The organism is Nocardia sp. CNS-044 (assembly GCF_059570515.1).
Genome location: NZ_JCANSX010000005.1, coordinates 205,772 through 223,575 on the forward strand (window position 1 = coordinate 205,772; position 17,804 = coordinate 223,575).

Below are 17,804 nucleotides of genomic sequence, written 5' to 3' on the forward strand. Positions count from 1 at the left end.
ATACTCGAGGTATTCCCGCCTGCGATTGGACCACGGCGCGGCGGGTGAACGAAGACGAGGCGGCCGCCTAAGGTCGAAGGGCATGGACAGCACTCGTTGGAGAACGACCCGCAGTCTTGCGTTGTCCACGATCGTGGTGGGCAGCATCCTTTCGGCGACCGGGCAGACGGCGGCCGCGCCGGTCGGGCCGGACGTCTCGTCCTGGCAGCACATCGACGGCCGGTTGATCGACTGGTTCGCGGTCAAACGGTCCGGCCACGACTTCGCCATGGTCAAGGCGACCGAGGGCCTGAGCTACATCAATCCGTATTTCGTGCCGGACAGTCTTTTGATGCGGGCAGCGGGCATCGCGCGCGGCACGTACCACTACGCGCGACCGCAGCTGCCGCCGGAACCGCAGGCCGTGCTCTACGCGGCGACGGTGCTCGGGCAGAACGGTCCGCTGGACCTGCCGCCGGTGCTCGATCTCGAGCACTCCGGCGGTCTTTCCCCCGCGGCGCTGATCAACTGGACGCACCGCTATCTGAACACGGTGCAGGTGCTGACCGGCCGGGTGCCGATCATCTACACCTATCCGAACTTCTGGAAGACCGCGATGGCGAATACCAGCGAGTTCACCCGCTATCCGCTGTGGATCGCCGACTACCGCGACAACCCACAACCCGAGGTCCCCGGCGGCTGGCCGACCTGGACGTTCTGGCAGACCACCGACAGCGGCAGCATCCCCGGTATCGCGGGCCGCACCGATCTGAACGTATACAGCGGCGCCCAAGGGGATTTCGCCCGATTCGCCAATATGGGTGGCTAGACGAGAGAACGCCCCCAGCCGTCCGATCCGGCTGGGGGCGAACAGTCTCCGGCTGTCGCAGTACCGAAAGTTCTGCGACAGAGCGGATTACACGCCGATCCGGCCGCCGTCCTTCTTCCACACCACCGCGACGGACGGCCGCGGCTGCGCGGAACCCCCGTCGGGCCAGTGCGAGAACGGGTTCTCGGGGGTGGCGTCGTCGGACTCGCCCGGGTGCTGCACGCACACGATCACCCGCGACTCGGTGACGATCGGACCGCAAGTCTCCGCGCCGCGCGGCACGGTCAAGAACTGTTTGGTCTCACCGCGATTCGCGCCGTCCAGCACCACCGAGAAGAGGCCGTCGTTGGACTTCAACGCATTGCCGTCGGTGGAGATCCACAGGTTGCCGTACGGGTCGAAGGCCAGGTTGTCCGGGCAGGAGATCGGGCTCACCTTGGTCTTGTCGAACCCGGCGTAGTAGGTCTCCGCCGCGTTCGGGTCGCCGCAGACCAGCAGCAGCGACCAGGTGAACTCGGTGCCGGTGTGATCGTCGTCGATCTCCAGGACCTGGCCGTTCTTGTTGAGGTTGCGCGGATTCGCCTCGTCGGCGCCCGCCTTGCCCTCCTTGCCGCGGTTGTCGTTGTTGGTCAGCGCGACGTACACCTTGCCGGTGTAGGGGTTGGCCTCGAAGTCCTCCGGACGGTCCATCTTCGTGGCGCCGACCTTGTCGGCCGCGAGCCGGGTGAACACCGCGACCTCTTCGGCGGTCATGCCGTCGACCAGCGACTTGCCCTTGCCCTCGGCATTCGTCTCCAGCAGCGGAATCCACTGTCCCTTACCGGTGAAGCCCTTGTCCGACGGCTTGGCTCCGGTGCCGTCGATCTTGTCCGCGTGGTCACCGGTGAGCTTGGCGACGTACAGCGTGCCCGCGTCGAGGATGGTCATGTTGTGCCGCCTGCTCGCCGCGCCGGTGCCGGACTGCACCTTGCGGGACGACACGAATTTGTACATGTAGTCGAACCGTTCGTCGTCGCCGGTGTAGGAGACGACGTCGCCGCCCTTGGTGACGTAGATGTTCGCGCCCTCGTGCTTGAGCCTGCCCATGGCCGAGTGCTTGACCGGCGTCGAGTTCGGGTCCCACGGGTCGATCTCGACGACGTAGCCGAATCGGTTGGCCTCGTTGGGTTCCTGGGCCAAGTCGAAGCGCTTGTCGGCCCGCTCCCAGAGGTTGGCCGTCGCGCCCGCGGCGAAACCGTAGCGCTTGGCGCGCGCGACAGCGGCGTCACCGCCCGCGGGCTTGTCGCCGTTGGCGAAGTAGCCGTGGAAGTTCTCCTCGCCGGAAAGCACGGTGCCCCACGGTGTTACGCCGCCCGCGCAGTTGGCGAAGGTGCCGAGCACCTTGGTGCCCGTCGGGTCAGCGGAGGTCTTCACGAACTCGCTGCCCGCGGCGGGGCCGGTGAGGGTGAACTCGGTGGTGGCGGTGATGCGGCGGTTGTACTTGCCGAAGACGGGCGTCAGCTTGCCGGTGCCGGACTCGCCCTTGACCTCGACGACGGTCAGGCCGTGCGCAGCCATGGTGATGGCGAGCTGCTCGGGTGAAGGGTTCGCTTTGTCGTAGCCGCGGAACATGTGCGGCGCGGTGGTGTACTCGTGGTTGACCACGAGCAGGTAGCTGTTGGCCTGGCCCTCGATGGGCAGCAGGGCCGCGAAGTCGTTGTTGTAGCCGAACTGCTCGGCCTGCGCGGCGGCGGTCTGCCGGTCGAAGTCGAAGGCGGGAGCGTCGGCGAAAATCGGGTCGCCCCAACGGATCACGACCGACTGCTCGTAGCCCTCCGGTACGACGACGGCGTCTTCCTTGTTGGGCGCGACCGCGGTGAAGTTGGTTCCGGTGCCGGGCGGGCCCGCCGGGGTGGTTCCGGTGGAACCTGCGGCCTCGTCGTCGCCGCAGGCCGCGAGCGCGGAGGCGGCGCCGACCGCGAGAACCGCGGCCGCGCCGCCCTTGATCAGCCCACGCCGGTTCAGTGAGCTGACGATGTCGCCGAAGTACTCGCCGCCCGAGGTGTTGGGCGTCTCGTGGAAGCACGCGTTGGCGCATTTGTACTCGCAGGTCACGGCGGCGCGCGCGGAGCGGCCGTCGTGCTGCACGAAGAGGGCGAGTGGTTTCAAGGTCACGATCACTCCTGCTCTGGGCTGTCGGCCGCACGGTAAACGTCGCAGGCTATTCCCAGGAAACACCCAGGTGAACAGCCGACCAAGTCTCAGGCGTTCACCGGAACCGCGATGACCACCTCCTGCTCGTTCTCCGGCAGGTAGTGCACCTGCACGATCCTGCCCACCTGCACGTTACCCACGCTGGCCGGTGGCAGGAACTTCTCGGCGCTGGTGCGGAAGGTGCTGCCGTCGGGCCTGGTGATGGCGAGCCCGATCACCACCTTGGAGTAGCCGTCCCGAATCTCGCCGGGCACCGACAGCGACTGCACCACCGCCTGCGCCGCGATGCCGCGCGCCGCGATGTCCAGCTTGGCCTTGGTGGTGAAGCCCTTGCGAATCATGGATTCGTTCATCACCCGCTGCGCCTCGACGCTGTCGCCGGAGAGGTCGACCTCGACCTTGTCGGTGCGGTCCGGCAGGTAGCGCACTGGCAGCACGACGCCGGGGCGCAGCAGGGCCAGTTCGGTGAGCGGCACGATCATCTTCGCGGCGGAGTCGAAGACCTTGCCGTCCACGCCCTCGACGCTGAATTCGATGCGGATCTGCGGCTGGTCGTTGACGGTCAACCCGGTCTGCCGGAACGACTTCACGGTGCCGATGCCGAGCAGCCCGCCGCGAAATTCCGTGGTGTTGAGGCCGGTGAAGGCGGACATGATGCCCTCACCCGTGAAGGCGAAGACCATCACCACAAGGGTGAACGCGACGATCGGCAGGGCGATGAAGCCGTTGAGCCAGGCCGTGAAGCCGGGCTCCCACGGGCTGCTCGGTTCGTAGGTGAGGCCCTGCCAGAGGTAGAGGCCGATCGCGGCGAGGCCGAAGACGATCGCGGCGGCGCGCAGTTTGGTTGCCATGGTGTGCTCCTTGGATTTTGGCCGGTCGGACGTTCCGAGTTCCGGGCCACCCCGTCGTCCCGTCCTGGCGCACCCCTCGGTGGCGCCGGGCTCGCGGGACGACGGGGAGCCGAGCAGTCGGACCGTCAGGCGCCGACGATCGTCGAGCAGGCGAAGGTGATGTCGAAGGTCGAGGTCGAAGGGCCCGCGAGCGGGTTGGTCAGATCGGGAGCGCCGACGCCCTCGCCGGTCACCTTGAAGGTGTTGCCGTCCTTCACGAGCTTCGCCGAACCGCCCGGTTGGCCGTTGCCGTAACCGACCGCGTAGGGCAGACCCGAGGAGCCGCCCTGGCTGCCCGCGATGCCGACGGCCTGCACGGTGTCGCCGGTGATGGTGGCGCTGACCGACAGCTGGCCGTAGGTGGCGTTGTTGTTGTCGGTCAGCGCGAGGGCCAGGGTGTCGCCCTGCTTGGCGCAGGTGGTGTCGAACGTGCCGTTCAGCGCCTTGCCGTCGACCAGCGCCGCGGACTTGCCGGAGGCCGGCCCCGCGGGTGCGGCGGCGGTGGTCTGCTGCGAGGTCGCGGGCGAGCTCTTCGCGGAGTCGTCACCGCAGGCGGTGAGGAAACCGGTGAGCGCGAGGGCGGCGAGGGCGGCGGTGCCGATGCGGAAGTTCTTGGCGTTCATGGTGTTCTTTTCCTGTCTGTCTCGGTTGGTCCGGCCCCGTGTAGGCCGTTGTGAGAAAGGTAGGAATCGCGCGCCGCCTACCGATCCCAGGTTTCGGCGGCCCGAACCGACCACAGGTCCGTTAACCTGGTCGAATGCGACGACCGCGCGCCATGGTGCTCGACGAGGTGTGGCGCAAGCTCGACGGTGTCGAAGCACTCAGCGGCCCACAGGGTGGACCGCTGCGCCGTACCGTCAAACTCGTGCTCGACCCGCTGGTCATCCGGCCCGTGCAGCATCCGAGTTGCGCGGGCGCGATCCTGACCGCGGACGGCGCGACGCTGCTCGCCACCCGGATATACGCCGCCGCCGACGTGCTGCGCGCCACCGCCGCCTGGTTCACGCTGCTCAAACAGGTCCGCCGCGCGCTGCGCATCACCGAGGGCAATCCCCAGGATCTCTACTTCCAGCGCTGTTTCGAGTTCGCGACGACCGCGGGGCACCCGGATCCGGTGCGAGACCGGCAGTCCGCGGAGGCCGCGCTACGCGATATCCACGAATTCGCGGCGGGCCGAACCACGCAGGCGCTCAAGGACCATCTCACCGACGCGGAGACGGCTCGGGAGTTGGGCGGGTTGATCGAGATCGCCTGGCGGCGGCGTCCGGTGGGGGCGGTCGGCGGTGACCACACCGCGGCGTTCGAGGAGCTGCTCGACACGTGCGCGAACAGTCGGGTGACCGGTGACGGTCAGCCAGAACTGAACCGCCTCGTCGCGGCGCACGCGGGCACCCATTCCGGTATCGACCTCTGGCACAGGGCATCCGGCGGCAGCGCGAACGAACTCGGGCTCACCGCACACCTGCTGCCGCACCCGCCCGCGCTCGGCGCGTCGGCATCCAAGGCGGATCTGGGGCTGCCGTTCGACCGCACGATCTACGAACGGGTCTTCACGGTGTTGCAGGCATCGAGCGAACGCGCTGAGCTACCGCCGATTCCGGAGCTGGTCACCGACGAGATCGCCCGCAGTTGTGCCCCGTGGGCGCTACTGGACGAGACGCTGCGGGTGGCTGCTGCTACCGGAGCCGCTCTGGCCGTGGGGCTTTCGCCGTTCGGTGTGGTGTCGGGCGAGAGCGTCGGGCGGGTGCGCCATTTGGCCGACGCGGCACGGGCGGAGGACCGGGGCGGCGTGGCGATGGCCGAACGGTCGGGTCGCGGCGGCGCAGCGCACATCATGCGGCCCGATCGCGACCATGCGGCGGGCGCCCCGCCAGTGGAACGCGGCAGCGCAGCAGACGCCTCCCGGCCGGATCACAGTGGCGCGGCATACTCCACGCGGCCGGATCGAGGTGGCGCAAGGGACACAACGCGGGCGGAACACAGTGGCGCGAACGACGTAACACGGCCGGATCTCGGCGGTGCGCGGAGCGTCGCTGAGGCGGATCGGGGTAGCGCGGCAGACAGCGCGCGGCAGGACGCCAGCGGCGCAGCGGACACCGCGCGCGGTGCCTGGCAGGTCGTAGCACCGGGTCGGGTAGCCCGCGAAACTGCGGCGCATCAGGCGATCAACAACCGATGGCGGCGGGAAGCCTATGTGCTGCAAGCGCGGCGGCTGACGGTGCACGAGGCCGGGGAAGCGAGCGGTCCGCTAGCGCAGATCGCCGCGGAACTCCGCACACCGTGGCGGCCCTACCTGCGACGGCTCTGGGTTCGGTTGCACGGACGCGATGTTCGCGCGGCTCCGGTGGAAGAACCCGATGAGCTGTGGGATCTGCTGGATGGCGTGGCCCGCTCGGTCATCCTCGATCACCGCACCAAGGTGAAGAACGCGCTGAGCGCGAATGCGGCCGCGGGTGAGTTCGGTTCGACGGAATCGAGGGCGAGCTGATGAACGCGGTGCTCGTGCGCGAACAGTCGAATGGAATCTGGATCGTCGCTCCCCGTGGCGCGCCAACGGTTTTGGATGACGCGCCCGCGCTGGACACCCTGGTATTGGAGGTGCTCGGCGGCCATCTCAGCTGGAGTCTGCTTGCCGACGAACGGGTACCGGCTGCCGTGCTGCACGAGCCCGACGTCGCGCAGGAATGGTTGTGGGCCGTTTACGGCGAACGCGTCGCACTGACCGTCGCCGACAAGCGAACCGGCGAACTCCCGGCCGAGCCCGCGCTACCCGCCCTGGTGACCCGGGCCAGGCAGCTGGCCTACGCGCACTGGGCGGCCCGATGGTGGCCCGCGTCCACCATCGACGGAATTCCAGCACTCGATCAGGGCTTGCTCGATACCGAGATCGCTACGCTCACCGAAGAATGCGAGTCGCTGGTGGACGGCGTAGACGCGCACTTCGAGCCGGTGACCGCAGTCTCCGCCGCACTCGGCCGGGCGGAGGATTACGCGCTGGCCGCCGGGCCGGGTGCACGGCACGGCGAGCTGGTCTTCGGGCGAGGCAGCAGCGGGTGGGATTGGCGGCGTTGCCCGCCCGGCTTGGTCGATGCCTCCGAACGCGCGGTGTCCTGGGAGTTGACCAGGGCCGAGGGCGCGACGCTCGTGCGGGTTCGAGCGGTGGCCGCTCCCCAACTGATCACCGCGCCCGCGCATTTGCGACCACGTGCGTCACTCGACACCGCGGCAGGTGTGGTCGACACGGAACTCGAGCTGTTCGGCGACACCTGGCAGGGTGCGGCGTCGGTTTCGTCGGACGAAGTCGCCGCGGTGCGGGTCTACGTTCCCGGCGTGGGCCCTGCGGAGCTGGGCGCTGCTGAACGCGAAGAGCGGCAACGTATTCGCGATTTCGCGATCGCTCGGCTCGGCCGTGCCGGGGCTGGCGACGAAGACGCGCTGCTCGCGGAGATCAGCGCCGCCGCAAGGGATTCGGACTTCTGATGAGTGACGAAGCGCCGCCAGGCCTGGAACTGCTCTACGAGGGCGCCGCCGCCTATCAGCGTGGTGAGGTCGCGGAGGCGCTGCGCATCTTCGAGCACGCGGTAAGCACCACCTCCGACGGCGTGCGGGTCAGCGCGCTGGTGAACGCGGCGAGCATGTGCGACGAGCTCGGCGACCACGCGGGCGCGGTGGTCCGATTCCGGTCGGCGCTGGCGGAGATTCCCGAGGACGCCGTCGAGAAGCGCGCGTCTACACTCGTCAACTACTCGCAAGCGCTCCAGCACCTCGGCGAACTCGACGACGCGCAAGCGGCGCTCGAGCAGGCCAGGGCGCTGCTCGCGGACAATCCCGAATTCGGCGCGCTGCGCGTGCCGTGCCTGCTCTCGCTGACGGCGGTCGCGTTCCACCGGGCCCAATGGGTGCGCGTCATCGAACTCGCCACTGAAACACTCGACGTCGCAAAGCTTTTCGCGCCGCACCTCGCCGGTCATCCGCTGATGAACCTGGCGGGCGCGTACTTCGAGACCGGACGCAGGGAACTCGGCATCGACTTCGCCGAACAAGCGCTGGCCGCGTTCGAGGCGGCGGGCGACCGCAACGCGGTGGCGGAAACCCAGCAGAATCTCGCGACGCTGTACACCAGGGTCGACCGGTTCGAGGCGGCGGCGGAGCCGCTGCGGGCGAGCCAGGAGTACTTCGAACAGGCCGGACTCGAGTATCGCGCCGGAGTCGGGCTCAGGATCATGGGATTCGTCGCCGAAAAACGCGACGACGAACAGGCCGAGGCGCTGTACCGGCGCAGCCTGGCCTGCTTCGAGGCGTCCGGCGCGGCGCTGGACGTCGCCGCGGTGCAGACCCGCCTCGCGACGGTGGCGTTCAAAGGGTTCCGTGTCGACGAGGGGCAGCAGTTGCTCGCCGCCGCGTTCGACGCGTACGCCTCGCGCGGCCTCGGATTGCACTGCGCGCAGGTCGATTTCTGGCACGCCGTGCTGCTGGAGGCGCTCATCGACAGCGTGGACTCGCCGACGCCCGAGCTGCTGGCGCTGGCGCGCGATGTCGCGGTGCCCGCGGCGATCGCCATCGACGCCGTGCGATACACGCTGCCGAACGGCAACCAGCGCGCCCAGTGGAATCGCGAGATCGCCGACCCGGCGATGCGTTTGGCGTTCCGATTCGCCTACCTCTGCGGCGACGGACCGCTCATCGCGGATCTCATCGAAACGCAATGCGCTGGAACCACCTTGGATCTCGAGGCGACGGACCACCAACCCCGTCCCCAGCTTCCGCTCGAACCGCTGTCGCCGATCGAGACTTCCCCGTCGGTGGGTGATTCCGCGCTCCAACTCGGATCGGCGTTGGCCAAGGTCGCCGCCGCGGCGGGTTTGCGAGTAGCGCCACCGCCACGGTTGGCAGTCGCGCCCGACGGGCACATCGCGCTCGCCGAGTACATCGCCGCCGCCGAGGGGCGTTATGGGCGCGCGGTACGGGAGGGACGGGTGCTGGCGGTATGAGTGAACCGAGAGACGAGGCCCGGTCGATGGCAGCGACCACGCAGGCCGGATCGGCGGCGGGTCGCGGCGCATGGTCGGACTTCCGCGCGCGGGTGCGGTGGACTCGCGGCGCGACTGGTCGGTGGCCTGGGTCAGCACGGCGCGAGGGCCATGGGGCTCGACCATGACGACATCCGACCAACCGACGGTCGTAGTACGGATGGCCGATGCCGGTGACGTCTACATGTCCTGGCGGTGGGAGGACGATTCCGCGCCGCGCGGCGCCGCGATGCTGCCGGGTGATCCGATCACGGAGGCCGTCCGGGCGCTGACCGACGCGCTGCCGAACCCCACCGTGCCCGGCGGGCTCGAGCACGCCCTCACGGCCGGAGCCTTCGCCTCGCCCGATGCGGAATACGCACTCGCACAGTCGCTTTCTCGGGCGCTGCTGCCGTACGGCCTCGCGGAGCAGTTGCACGAGCTGTACACGCGCGGAGTCCGTCCGCACATCCGTCTGCAACCCTCGCCGCGGGTGGCGCAGGTGCCGTGGGAGATCATCGCGCCCGACCCCGCCTTGCGGCTCGTCGATTTCGCCGACGTCAGCCTGCTCGCGCCCGCCGGTGTCGTGCACGCGCCGGATCGTCGCGCGCGCTCTTGGGCCACCGACCATGAGCTGCCCGTGGTGGCGGTCCTCGATCCGCGAGTGCCGGGTTTTCGCGCCGACTCCGCCCTCGGTTCGGTCCTCGGGCGGATGGACGGCACCGGCCCGCTGGCCGAGCGCGTCGCCGAACACATTGCGGGGCAACGTCTCCGGCCTGTGGTGGCAGATCCCGTGGAAGTCTTCCGACGCACCGACTTGGATCGCGCGTGGCTCTCCGAAACGCTCCGCGCGGGGGCTTCGCGGCTGATCTACGTCGGTCACGTCACGGCCGCGGCCCCGGAATCCGGTCAGAGCGAGAACGCCGAACTACACCTGGCCTGCACCGCAGACACCACCGGTTTCGCCGAACCGCTGCGCGCGCACCGCCCGCTCTCCGCCAAGGACCTCCTGCTCGGCACGCACACCCTGGACCCAGAACCCGTTGCGGGGCCGGACCTTTGGCCGATTCCGAGCCGGGTCGCCCTGATCGCCTGCGAAAGCGGCGGCGACCTCCGCTTCACCGAAGCGCTCGGCCTCATCGCCGCCATGATCAACGGCGGCGCCGAACTCGTCACCGCCACCCGCTGGCCACTCCCCACCGACCTGGCCTTCCAACGCCTCGCGGACGCCACCACCGCCACCCCGCTACAAGACCTGATCCGGGCCATCGACACCGCCCACGACCACCCCACCCCCCTCCTCCCCCTCACCACCTGGCACCGCACCCGCCTCACCACCTGGCGCGAAACCGGCGCCATCCACCACTCCCCTCTCCTCTGGTCCGCAATAGCCACCTTCCACACCTGACCCCACCCGCCCCAGCGATTGCCCTCTTGACCGATCCGCGATTCGGCAGACCAGATCCTTGATTTGCGTATAACGTCCGTGTTATGAATTGGGGAGAGGTGGAGCTGGAACCGGAGGTAGTCCAATGGTTCAGATCGCTGAGCCACGACGATCAGGAGACGGCAGCGTGCAGAGGCTCACACGGCGGAGGAGGACTGATTCCGATGGGTGAACGGAAGAGCTGGGCCGACCTTCGTTCCGAACTCATGGATCGCCCGGGAGCTGGAGCCGCATACGAAGCGGCGCGAATCCGGTTCGAACTGGGGGCCGCGGTTCGTGCGCGACGCGAGGAGCTCGGGATGACCCAGGCCGAACTGGCCGAGCGAGCGGGCTTGAAGCAGCCCGCCGTGGCACGGTTCGAGGCGGGCGGCACCATGCCGACGATCCCGATGCTGGAGCGGTATGCGGAGGCGTTGGGGTTGCGGCTGGAGGTGCGGTTGCGGGAGGCGGGGTAGGCGCCCTCCAATGACGTCCCTCGGCGCTGCACCGGACAGTCACAAGGCGGACAAGCCGGGGTCAGTGTTCGTCGTAGTGCCCGTCGTGGGGGGCGTGGCGGTGGCCGTCGTGGATGTAGTCGATGTGGTCGCCGTGGGGAACGGCGACGTGGCCGCAGCCTTCACCGTGCACGTGGTCGTGGTTCGCGGCTTCGGTGTGACCGGAGGGTTCGCATTCGTCGAAGTGGCCGTCGTGGGCGCGGTGCAGGTGGCCGTCGTGGACGTAGTCGATGTGATCGCCGTGCGGGACGGCGACATGGCCGCAGCCCTCGCAGTGGGTATGCGCGTGGCCGGTGTGCTCGGAGTGTGCCGCAGTCATCAGAAAGCCTTCTTCCATCGTGATGGACAGGTGTATCTGTGAACAAGAACACATTAACACTTACGCATGAATAGCGGTTGCCGAGCGTGCGCTGCGGGGACTGCTCGATGCGCGAGCAGGGCGGCTGATCGGGCCACAGATTCCGCCGAAGCACCGCACCACGGGGAGCGTCGCCGAAGGACGGCGGTCCCGCGGCGAACAGCGGCGGCTGCTCACAGCACCTGCGACAGAAACTTCCGCAACCGCGGCGTCTCGGCCGCGTCGAACAGCGCCTCCGGCGCGCCGGTCTCCACCACCTGCCCCTGGTCCATGAAGACCACCTTGTCCGAGACGCTGCGCGCGAACCCCATCTCGTGCGTCACCACGATCATCGACATGCCGCCCGACGCCAGCTCGCTCATCAGCCCGAGCACGCCCTTGACCAGCTCGGGATCCAGTGCCGAGGTGGCCTCGTCGAAGAACATGATCTCCGGCCGCATGGCCAGCGCGCGGGCGATCGCGACCCGCTGCTGCTGGCCGCCGGAGAGGTTTCCCGGACGCGTGTCGGCCTTGTCGGCCAGCCCGACGATCTCCAGCTGCTCGATCGCCAGCGCCCGCGCCGCGTCCTTCGACAGGCCGCGCAGCTTGCGCGGCCCGAGCGCGATGTTGTCCGCGACCGTCTTGTGCGGGAACAGGTTGAAGTGCTGGAACACCATGCCGATGCGCTGGCGCAGCCGGTCCGGGTCCTCCCGCAGCACCGACTTCCCGTCCAGCAGCACGTCACCGCGGTCGGGCTCGTGCAGCCGGTTGAGCACCCGGAGCAGGGTCGATTTGCCGGAGCCCGACGGCCCGATGACAGTGGTGGTCGTGCCCGCGTCGACGTGGATATCGATACCGCGCAGCACGTGGTTGCGGCCGAGGGTCAGATGCAGGCCGGTTCCGGTCAGAGATGCACTCATGGTTCAGCGCCCTTCGGTGATGGTGGCCTGCTCCAGCTCGTCGATCGGCTGGTCCGGCCTGCCGGTGCGCATCCGGTGGTCGATGTAGTTGACGAGGTGCGTGAGCGGGATGGTCAGCACCAGATACATCAGACCCGCGGCGACGAGCGGCGAGAGATTTCCGGTCTGCGCGTTGAGATCTCGGCCCACCGCGAACAGTTCGCGCTGGCTGGCCAGCAGGCCGAGGAAGTAGATCAGCGAGGAATCCTTGATGAGCGCGATGAATTGGTTCATCAGCGCGGGCAGCACTCGGCGCACGCCCTGCGGGATCACCACCAGCGTCATCGCCTGCCGGTAGCCGAAACCAATGGCGCGCGCCGCCTCCAGCTGCCCAGCCTCAACGGATTGAATTCCGGAGCGGAAGATCTCGCCGATGTAGGCCGAGGCGAGCAGCGCCAGCGCGACCGCGCCGAGCCAGTACGGATTGTTGCCGGTGATGTTGCGCGCCACCGGCCCGATGCCCAGGCCGATGAGCAGGATTATCACGACGGCGGGAAGTCCGCGGAAGATGTCGGTGTAAACCCGGGCGGGCCAACGCAACCAGCGCGTTCGGGAGATTCCGGCGACGGCGAGCAGCATGCCGATCACGGTGCCGAGCGCGCCCGAAACGAGCGCCAGGATCAGGGTATTCGGCAGACCGGTCTTGATCAGGTCGGGAAAAGCCTTGCGGTACAACGACCAATCGAAGAACGTCTCCCGCAACTGCTGCAAGGTCGACTTCGGCGCGTTCTGCTCCTGGCTCTCTTCCGTCCGATTCTCCGCGGCCAGCGCGGCGAAGTCGGGCAGCTGCGGCGTCGGCGCGGCCTTGGAACCCGGCTTCCAGCCCGGCGGCAGCTGCCTCGGCACCCAGTCGCTGTAGAGGCGGGCGTAGGTGCCGTCCGCGATCACCGCGTCCAAGCCGCTGTTGAGCGCGTCGGTCAGCGGTTTGTTGTTCTTGCTCACCGCCCAGGCGGCGAAATTGTCCAGGCTGAAGGCGTTCTGGACCACCGAGGTGCCGTCGCCGGGTTTGATCGCGCCTTCGGCCTGCGCCGAGGGCGCGACCCAGGCGTCGACCTGACCGGTCTTCAGGTTGGCGTAGGCGGTGTTGTAGTCCGGGAACTTCACCGGGTCCAGGCGCAGGGTGTTGACCACGTAGTCGTCCTGCACCGTGCCCTGCACGACGGCGATGCGGGTGCCCGGCCCCAGATCCGCGAAGCTCCTGATCGGGCTGCCGTCGGCGACCACGAGGGCGAAGTAGCCGAAGTCGTACCCGTTGGTGAAGCCGACCAGTTCACGGCGGGCGTCGGTGGTGGTGATGTTGGACGAGCCGACGTCGAAGCGCGCGCCCGCGACTTGCGCGAGCAGTCCGGAGAACTCGGTGCCCGAGAACTGCACCCGCAGACCGAGTTTCGCGGCTACCGCGCGCAACAGCTCGTTGTCGAAACCGGTGAAGGTCCCAGCGGAGTTCACGCAGATGCTCGGCGGCGCGTCCGAGAGCGTGCCGACGCTGAGCGTGCCGGGCGTGATCAGCCCGAGCTCGGTCACGTCGATGGATTCCAGCGGGACCGTGTTCGCGGTGGTGTAGCGGTCCGGCCCCGCGGTGGCGGATGAGGCGAGGTTCGTCGGCGCCGCGGACGCCGCGCTCAGTCCCGGCGGCGCGCAGAGGTCCCTGGTGTCGGCGGAATCGTCGCCGGAACCACAGCCTGCCACAGTCAGGCCCACGGCGAGCAGTAGCAAGGTGATCAGGGCACGACGCCGTGCAGCGGGCAGACCAGCCATGTTCCAGACCATAGCGGGGATGCACCGCAAACCCACAGTTAAGCGCGGCCGACGCGACGAGGGTCACTCGGGGCGGAAACGCACGGCTGTGCGAGAATCCCTCGGGAATTTGCCCCGGGTACGCGGACATTTCGTCGGTGCACTTGGTCCCGTGGCTTGTTCATTGTTCACACCGATCGAAACTGCTCGACGTTCCACCGATGCAGCAGGCGGCCGACTTCGCCTCGGCACCACCACGATCGGACAGCGAGCGATCACCGCTGTTACCGCTTCTCGAGACTGTGTCGGGACTGAATCAGAACCGTTCGACCTCGAAAGGAAACAGGGCTAGTGAACTACCTGGATTCACGTTCGGCTTCGGCGGGCTCCGCGTCGAGGACCGGGGGCGCCTCGTGACGGCCGCCAACGAGATCATCGAGCTGACCGACGACGACTTCTACCAGTACCCGCATGCCGTCTACCGGAGGTTGCGCGAACGCGGTCCCATCCACCGCGTCCGCTTGGACGGAGTGCTGAGCTGGCTGGTCGTCGACCAGAACGTCGCCAAACAGGCCTTCGTCGAGCCGAATCTCAGCAAACGGGTCACCTCGCCGGAAGGCCAGGCGGCCATCGCCAAGAACGGCGGAGCCGAGAAGTTCGCGGGCGCTGTCAACGAGAACATGCTCTTCGCCGATCCTCCGCAGCACACCCGGCTGCGCAGCCTGGTGGCGAAGGCGTTCGCCAGCCGCGCGGTGCGTGACCTCGGCCCCCGTATCACCGCGATCGCGGACTCGCTGCTCGACGAGCTGAGCGTCAAGGCATCCGCCGACCTCCTCGACGACTACGCGTTCCCGCTACCGATCATGGTGATCTGCGAGTTGCTCGGCGTGGCGGACGACGACAAGGACGACTTCCGCGCTTGGACGGAGATCGTGGTGAACGAGTCGGCCAGCGTCGAGGAGCGGACCAGCGCCGGGATCAGCTTCTTCACCTATCTCACCGAACTGATCGCCGTGCGCACCGACAACCCCCGCGAAGACCTGCTCTCCGAGCTGATCGTCGCGAAGGACGACGGGGATCGGCTCGATCAGCAAGAACTCATCTCGATGCTGTTCCTGCTGCTGGCCGCCGGACACGAGACCACCGTCAACCTGATCGGCAACGCGGTGCTCGAGCTGCTGCGCGATCCGGCCACCGCCGAACGGCTGCGCGCGGACCCCACCGGCGTCCCGGCCTACATCGAGGAGATCCTGCGCTGCCACGGTCCGGTGCACCTGGCGACGGCCAGGTTCACCACCGCGCCGATCACGTTGGGCGGTCGGGACATCGACGCGGGCGAGTTCGTCATGATCTCCCTCGCGGCGGCCAACCGCGACCCGCGGCGATATCCGGACCCGGACGGCTTCGAGCCCGCCCGCACCGACAACCGGCACATCGCCTTCGGCCACGGCATCCACTACTGCGTCGGTGCGGCGCTGGCCAGGATGGAGGCCACCATCGCGCTCACCCGGCTGCTCGACCGGATCCCCGCGATGTCGCTCGACGGCGATTTCGCCGAACTCAGCTGGCGCAAGAGCCTGCTGATCCGCGGCCTGGCCGCGCTGCCGGTCCGCCTGTCGCTGCCCGTCGAGGGGGCAGCGGCCGGTGAGCTTCGGTATTCGGCGAACTGACCGCGGTGGAACCCGGACTCAGGCCAGTCCGCTGACCTGTTCCGGGTTCACTTCGTCGCGCCAGCGGATGGCCTGCTCGAGTTCGCCGAGGTCGTAGCCGGGGCCGCTCACACCGACGGTGAAGAGCCCGACCCCGGCCTCGACGAACTTCGGCGCCTGCTCCGCGCCTGGCCACGGCACCGAGCGCTCGATACGGGACACGTCGGCGCCGATGGCGGCGGCGTGCTGCGCGAGCACCTGGTTCTTGTGCTTCAGTCCCGCGAGGTCGGCGAAGCTGTGCCAGATGTCGGCGTACTCGGCGACCAGGCGCAACGTCTTCCGCTCGCCACCGCCGCCGATCAGGATCGGGATCTCGCGGACCGGCTGCGGGTTCAGCTTCTTCAGCCGCGCGGTGAGCCGGGCCATGCTCTCCTTCAGCAGATCCAAACGGCTTCCCGCCGTGCCGAATTCGTAGCCGTACTCGTTGTAGTCCTTCTGGAACCAACCCGCGCCGATGCCGAGGATCAGCCTGCCGTCGCTGATGTGATCGACGGTCCGCGCCATATCCGCCAGCAGTTCCGGATTCCGGTACCCGCCGCCGGTGACCAACGCGCCGATCTCCACCCGCTCGGTCTGCTCCGCGAACGCCGCCAGCATCGTCCAGCACTCGAAGTGCGCGCCGACCGGATCGCCGCTGAGCGGATAGAAATGATCCCAGTTGAACACGACGTCCACACCGGCGTCCTCGGCCCGCAACACGGCGTCGCGAATCAACCCGTACTTGGGCGCGTGCTGCGGCTGCAGCTGAACTCCGATCCGAACCGGTCGACTCATCTCAGGCCCTCCTCGTCGCTCGCTGGTCTCCGCGATCGAGGCTACCGGCGTGCGGCCGCATCATCATGAGATCGACCGGCTCCGCCGCACCCGGTCGCAATGTTCGGCGCGAACCCCAGGCGCTGCTCGAAGCGACTTGAGAGGTGGTGGTCGACATCGGCCACAAGTCGCGCATGCCGGGATCGCTCTGCTGGTCATAGTTCGGCTGGGGCACAAACACTCTGTGCCACAAGACGATCCGGCTAGCGAGCCTGCTCGACAAGGCCCCCTGGCCAGTTACCTCGCAACAAGGATTACTTGGCAACCAGGACGGACCTCGAGCCCGCCCGAATACGGAATTCGGATTGACACTGGTTCGAGGTCCGGCCGGGTAGCCCGCACTCGGTAGCTTCCGTCGCTTCATTTCAAAGATCGTGACATTCCAAACCGGCCAGTCCAATCTCCAGGAAAGGTGGCCCGAGTCGGCGCAGATACCAGCTGAAGTCGGTGATCCGCCCAGAATCGAGAAGGGCCCGATCAGCGTCGAGTATGAACGTTACTGTCATCGCCTTCGGGGGCACCAGAAAACTACCACCGAACTCGGAGTCGATGAAATGCGCCGAAAGCCCGACTGTCTCCCCACGGTCGTGGTGCCGGCAAATATTCTCCAGAACAGTGTCGATATCGTCGAAGGTCCTCGACTCCCATTCGAAATCGTCGGTCAGATGAAAATTCACACTGCCGCCCGAATCGAGCGTCATACCGCTTTTCGCAACAGCATCCAGAAGCACCGATACTCGAATCGGATGTTCGAATTGAAAATCAATGTCTACCATCTTACCCATGGGACACCAACGTTCCTAACCCCTAGCCAGCACCCTCAATGGAGGGAATGCTTCCTCCCCAGCCGCAACGTTACCTCGGAAGGGATCGGATACTCCAAGTGCACCCGAATTCCGCACCGTTCGGAGCTGTGCACGGTGAGCGACTCCGATCCGAGCGAAGTTACGACACGTCGGTCGATCCGGACATACTTCGACTCGAGCCGAACGGAGTAATGAAAGGAAAGGTATCGAAGAACTCGCCGAGAACCTCGGGGTGGCTTCGAATTGCGACTTCGGCAGCCCTCCTGGTTATCGGCGGATCGTAGACATCAACTCCCCTCTGGAACGCGATACCATAGATTGCCGGCTCGATGAGCGAAACCGCACCGTCATCCGGGGAAAACCCGATAGTACGAACAACACCAGCTAATGAACCTTCATATTCGACCAACTCGAAGATATACGGCGGGATATCCTCCACCCGATTCGACATCACTACATGCAGGGACCACTGTTTCATTTCGTCGAGACTTATAGCTCGACAAAACAGGCACGTCAGAACAAAACAAATGGTTCTCGGATCCTCTTGGGTCAATCCGTCTACATTCCGTGTCACCCTACCACCCTTCACCCTCACTAGATCG

At 67.4% G+C, this 17,804-nt stretch carries 15 protein-coding genes and 1 pseudogene; 7 read left to right on the forward strand and 9 right to left on the reverse strand.

The annotated features are described in order from the left end of the window. The first annotated feature begins 82 nt into the window (after window positions 1–82). Window positions 83–808 carry a glycoside hydrolase family 25 protein gene (locus T333_RS02020; RefSeq protein ID WP_354998442.1) on the forward strand — a complete coding sequence of 242 codons (726 nt, stop codon included), beginning with the start codon at window positions 83–85 and terminating at the stop codon, window positions 806–808. Window positions 809–895: 87 nt separating this feature from the next. Here T333_RS02020 and T333_RS02025 read toward each other — a convergent pair whose 3' ends face one another. The 3 genes from T333_RS02025 to T333_RS02035 form a co-directional block, all read right to left on the reverse strand. After that, complete coding sequence (locus T333_RS02025; protein ID WP_496423525.1) at window positions 896–2,962, reverse strand: PhoX family protein; 2,067 nt, start codon at window positions 2,960–2,962, stop codon at window positions 896–898. 86 nt (window positions 2,963–3,048) lie between these two features. Continuing rightward, the gene (locus T333_RS02030; RefSeq protein WP_496423526.1) at window positions 3,049–3,852 is read right to left on the reverse strand and encodes a hypothetical protein; all 804 of its coding nucleotides are present in this window, start codon (window positions 3,850–3,852) and stop codon (window positions 3,049–3,051) included. A gap of 125 nt (window positions 3,853–3,977) precedes the next feature. Further along, complete coding sequence (locus T333_RS02035; RefSeq protein ID WP_357252801.1) at window positions 3,978–4,514, reverse strand: lipoprotein LpqH; 537 nt, start codon at window positions 4,512–4,514, stop codon at window positions 3,978–3,980. 152 nt (window positions 4,515–4,666) lie between these two features. Here T333_RS02035 and T333_RS02040 point away from each other — a divergent pair. The 5 genes and pseudogenes from T333_RS02040 to T333_RS02060 form a co-directional block, all read left to right on the forward strand. Continuing rightward, a pseudogene (locus T333_RS02040) lies at window positions 4,667–5,608 on the forward strand (hypothetical protein); the annotation flags it as partial. A 770-nt stretch (window positions 5,609–6,378) separates the two neighbouring features. Next, window positions 6,379–7,371, forward strand: coding sequence for a hypothetical protein (locus T333_RS02045; RefSeq protein WP_496423527.1), 993 nt, complete (start codon window positions 6,379–6,381; stop codon window positions 7,369–7,371). Further along, window positions 7,371–8,882, forward strand: a complete 1,512-nt coding sequence (locus tag T333_RS02050) for a tetratricopeptide repeat protein (RefSeq protein WP_496423528.1) — start codon at window positions 7,371–7,373, stop codon at window positions 8,880–8,882. Before T333_RS02045 ends, T333_RS02050 begins: the two co-directional genes overlap by 1 nt. Before the next feature lie 163 nt (window positions 8,883–9,045). Next, window positions 9,046–10,308 (forward strand): CHAT domain-containing protein, encoded by a 1,263-nt coding sequence (locus T333_RS02055; protein WP_496423529.1) that lies wholly within the window; start codon window positions 9,046–9,048, stop codon window positions 10,306–10,308. 245 nt (window positions 10,309–10,553) lie between these two features. After that, window positions 10,554–10,802 (forward strand): helix-turn-helix domain-containing protein, encoded by a 249-nt coding sequence (locus tag T333_RS02060; RefSeq protein ID WP_496424115.1) that lies wholly within the window; start codon window positions 10,554–10,556, stop codon window positions 10,800–10,802. 61 nt (window positions 10,803–10,863) lie between these two features. Here the strand turns inward: T333_RS02060 and T333_RS02065 are convergent, their stop codons facing one another. The 3 genes from T333_RS02065 to T333_RS02075 all read right to left on the reverse strand — a co-directional run bounded on the left by T333_RS02065 (window position 10,864) and on the right by T333_RS02075 (window position 13,895). Then, window positions 10,864–11,160 (reverse strand): hypothetical protein, encoded by a 297-nt coding sequence (locus tag T333_RS02065; RefSeq protein WP_357252780.1) that lies wholly within the window; start codon window positions 11,158–11,160, stop codon window positions 10,864–10,866. Between the two features lie 212 nt (window positions 11,161–11,372). Next, window positions 11,373–12,098 carry an amino acid ABC transporter ATP-binding protein gene (locus tag T333_RS02070; RefSeq protein WP_354998433.1) on the reverse strand — a complete coding sequence of 242 codons (726 nt, stop codon included), beginning with the start codon at window positions 12,096–12,098 and terminating at the stop codon, window positions 11,373–11,375. Between the two features lie 3 nt (window positions 12,099–12,101). After that, window positions 12,102–13,895 carry an ABC transporter substrate-binding protein/permease gene (locus T333_RS02075; protein WP_354998432.1) on the reverse strand — a complete coding sequence of 598 codons (1,794 nt, stop codon included), beginning with the start codon at window positions 13,893–13,895 and terminating at the stop codon, window positions 12,102–12,104. 392 nt (window positions 13,896–14,287) lie between these two features. Between T333_RS02075 and T333_RS02080 the strand changes: the two genes are divergently transcribed. Beyond that, on the forward strand, window positions 14,288–15,544 hold the full coding sequence (locus T333_RS02080; protein ID WP_496423530.1) for a cytochrome P450 family protein: 1,257 nt from the start codon (window positions 14,288–14,290) through the stop codon (window positions 15,542–15,544). Window positions 15,545–15,562: 18 nt separating this feature from the next. On the opposite strand, the gene T333_RS02085 is transcribed toward T333_RS02080, so the two are convergent. From T333_RS02085 to T333_RS02095, 3 genes are all read right to left on the reverse strand, one after another. Continuing rightward, window positions 15,563–16,357, reverse strand: a complete 795-nt coding sequence (locus T333_RS02085) for an LLM class F420-dependent oxidoreductase (protein WP_354998430.1) — start codon at window positions 16,355–16,357, stop codon at window positions 15,563–15,565. A gap of 404 nt (window positions 16,358–16,761) precedes the next feature. Beyond that, a complete protein-coding gene (locus T333_RS02090; protein WP_354998429.1) occupies window positions 16,762–17,181 on the reverse strand; it encodes a hypothetical protein in 420 nt (139 codons plus the stop codon). Window positions 17,182–17,341: 160 nt separating this feature from the next. After that, complete coding sequence (locus tag T333_RS02095) at window positions 17,342–17,680, reverse strand: hypothetical protein (protein ID WP_354998428.1); 339 nt, start codon at window positions 17,678–17,680, stop codon at window positions 17,342–17,344. Window positions 17,681–17,804 lie beyond the last annotated feature (124 nt).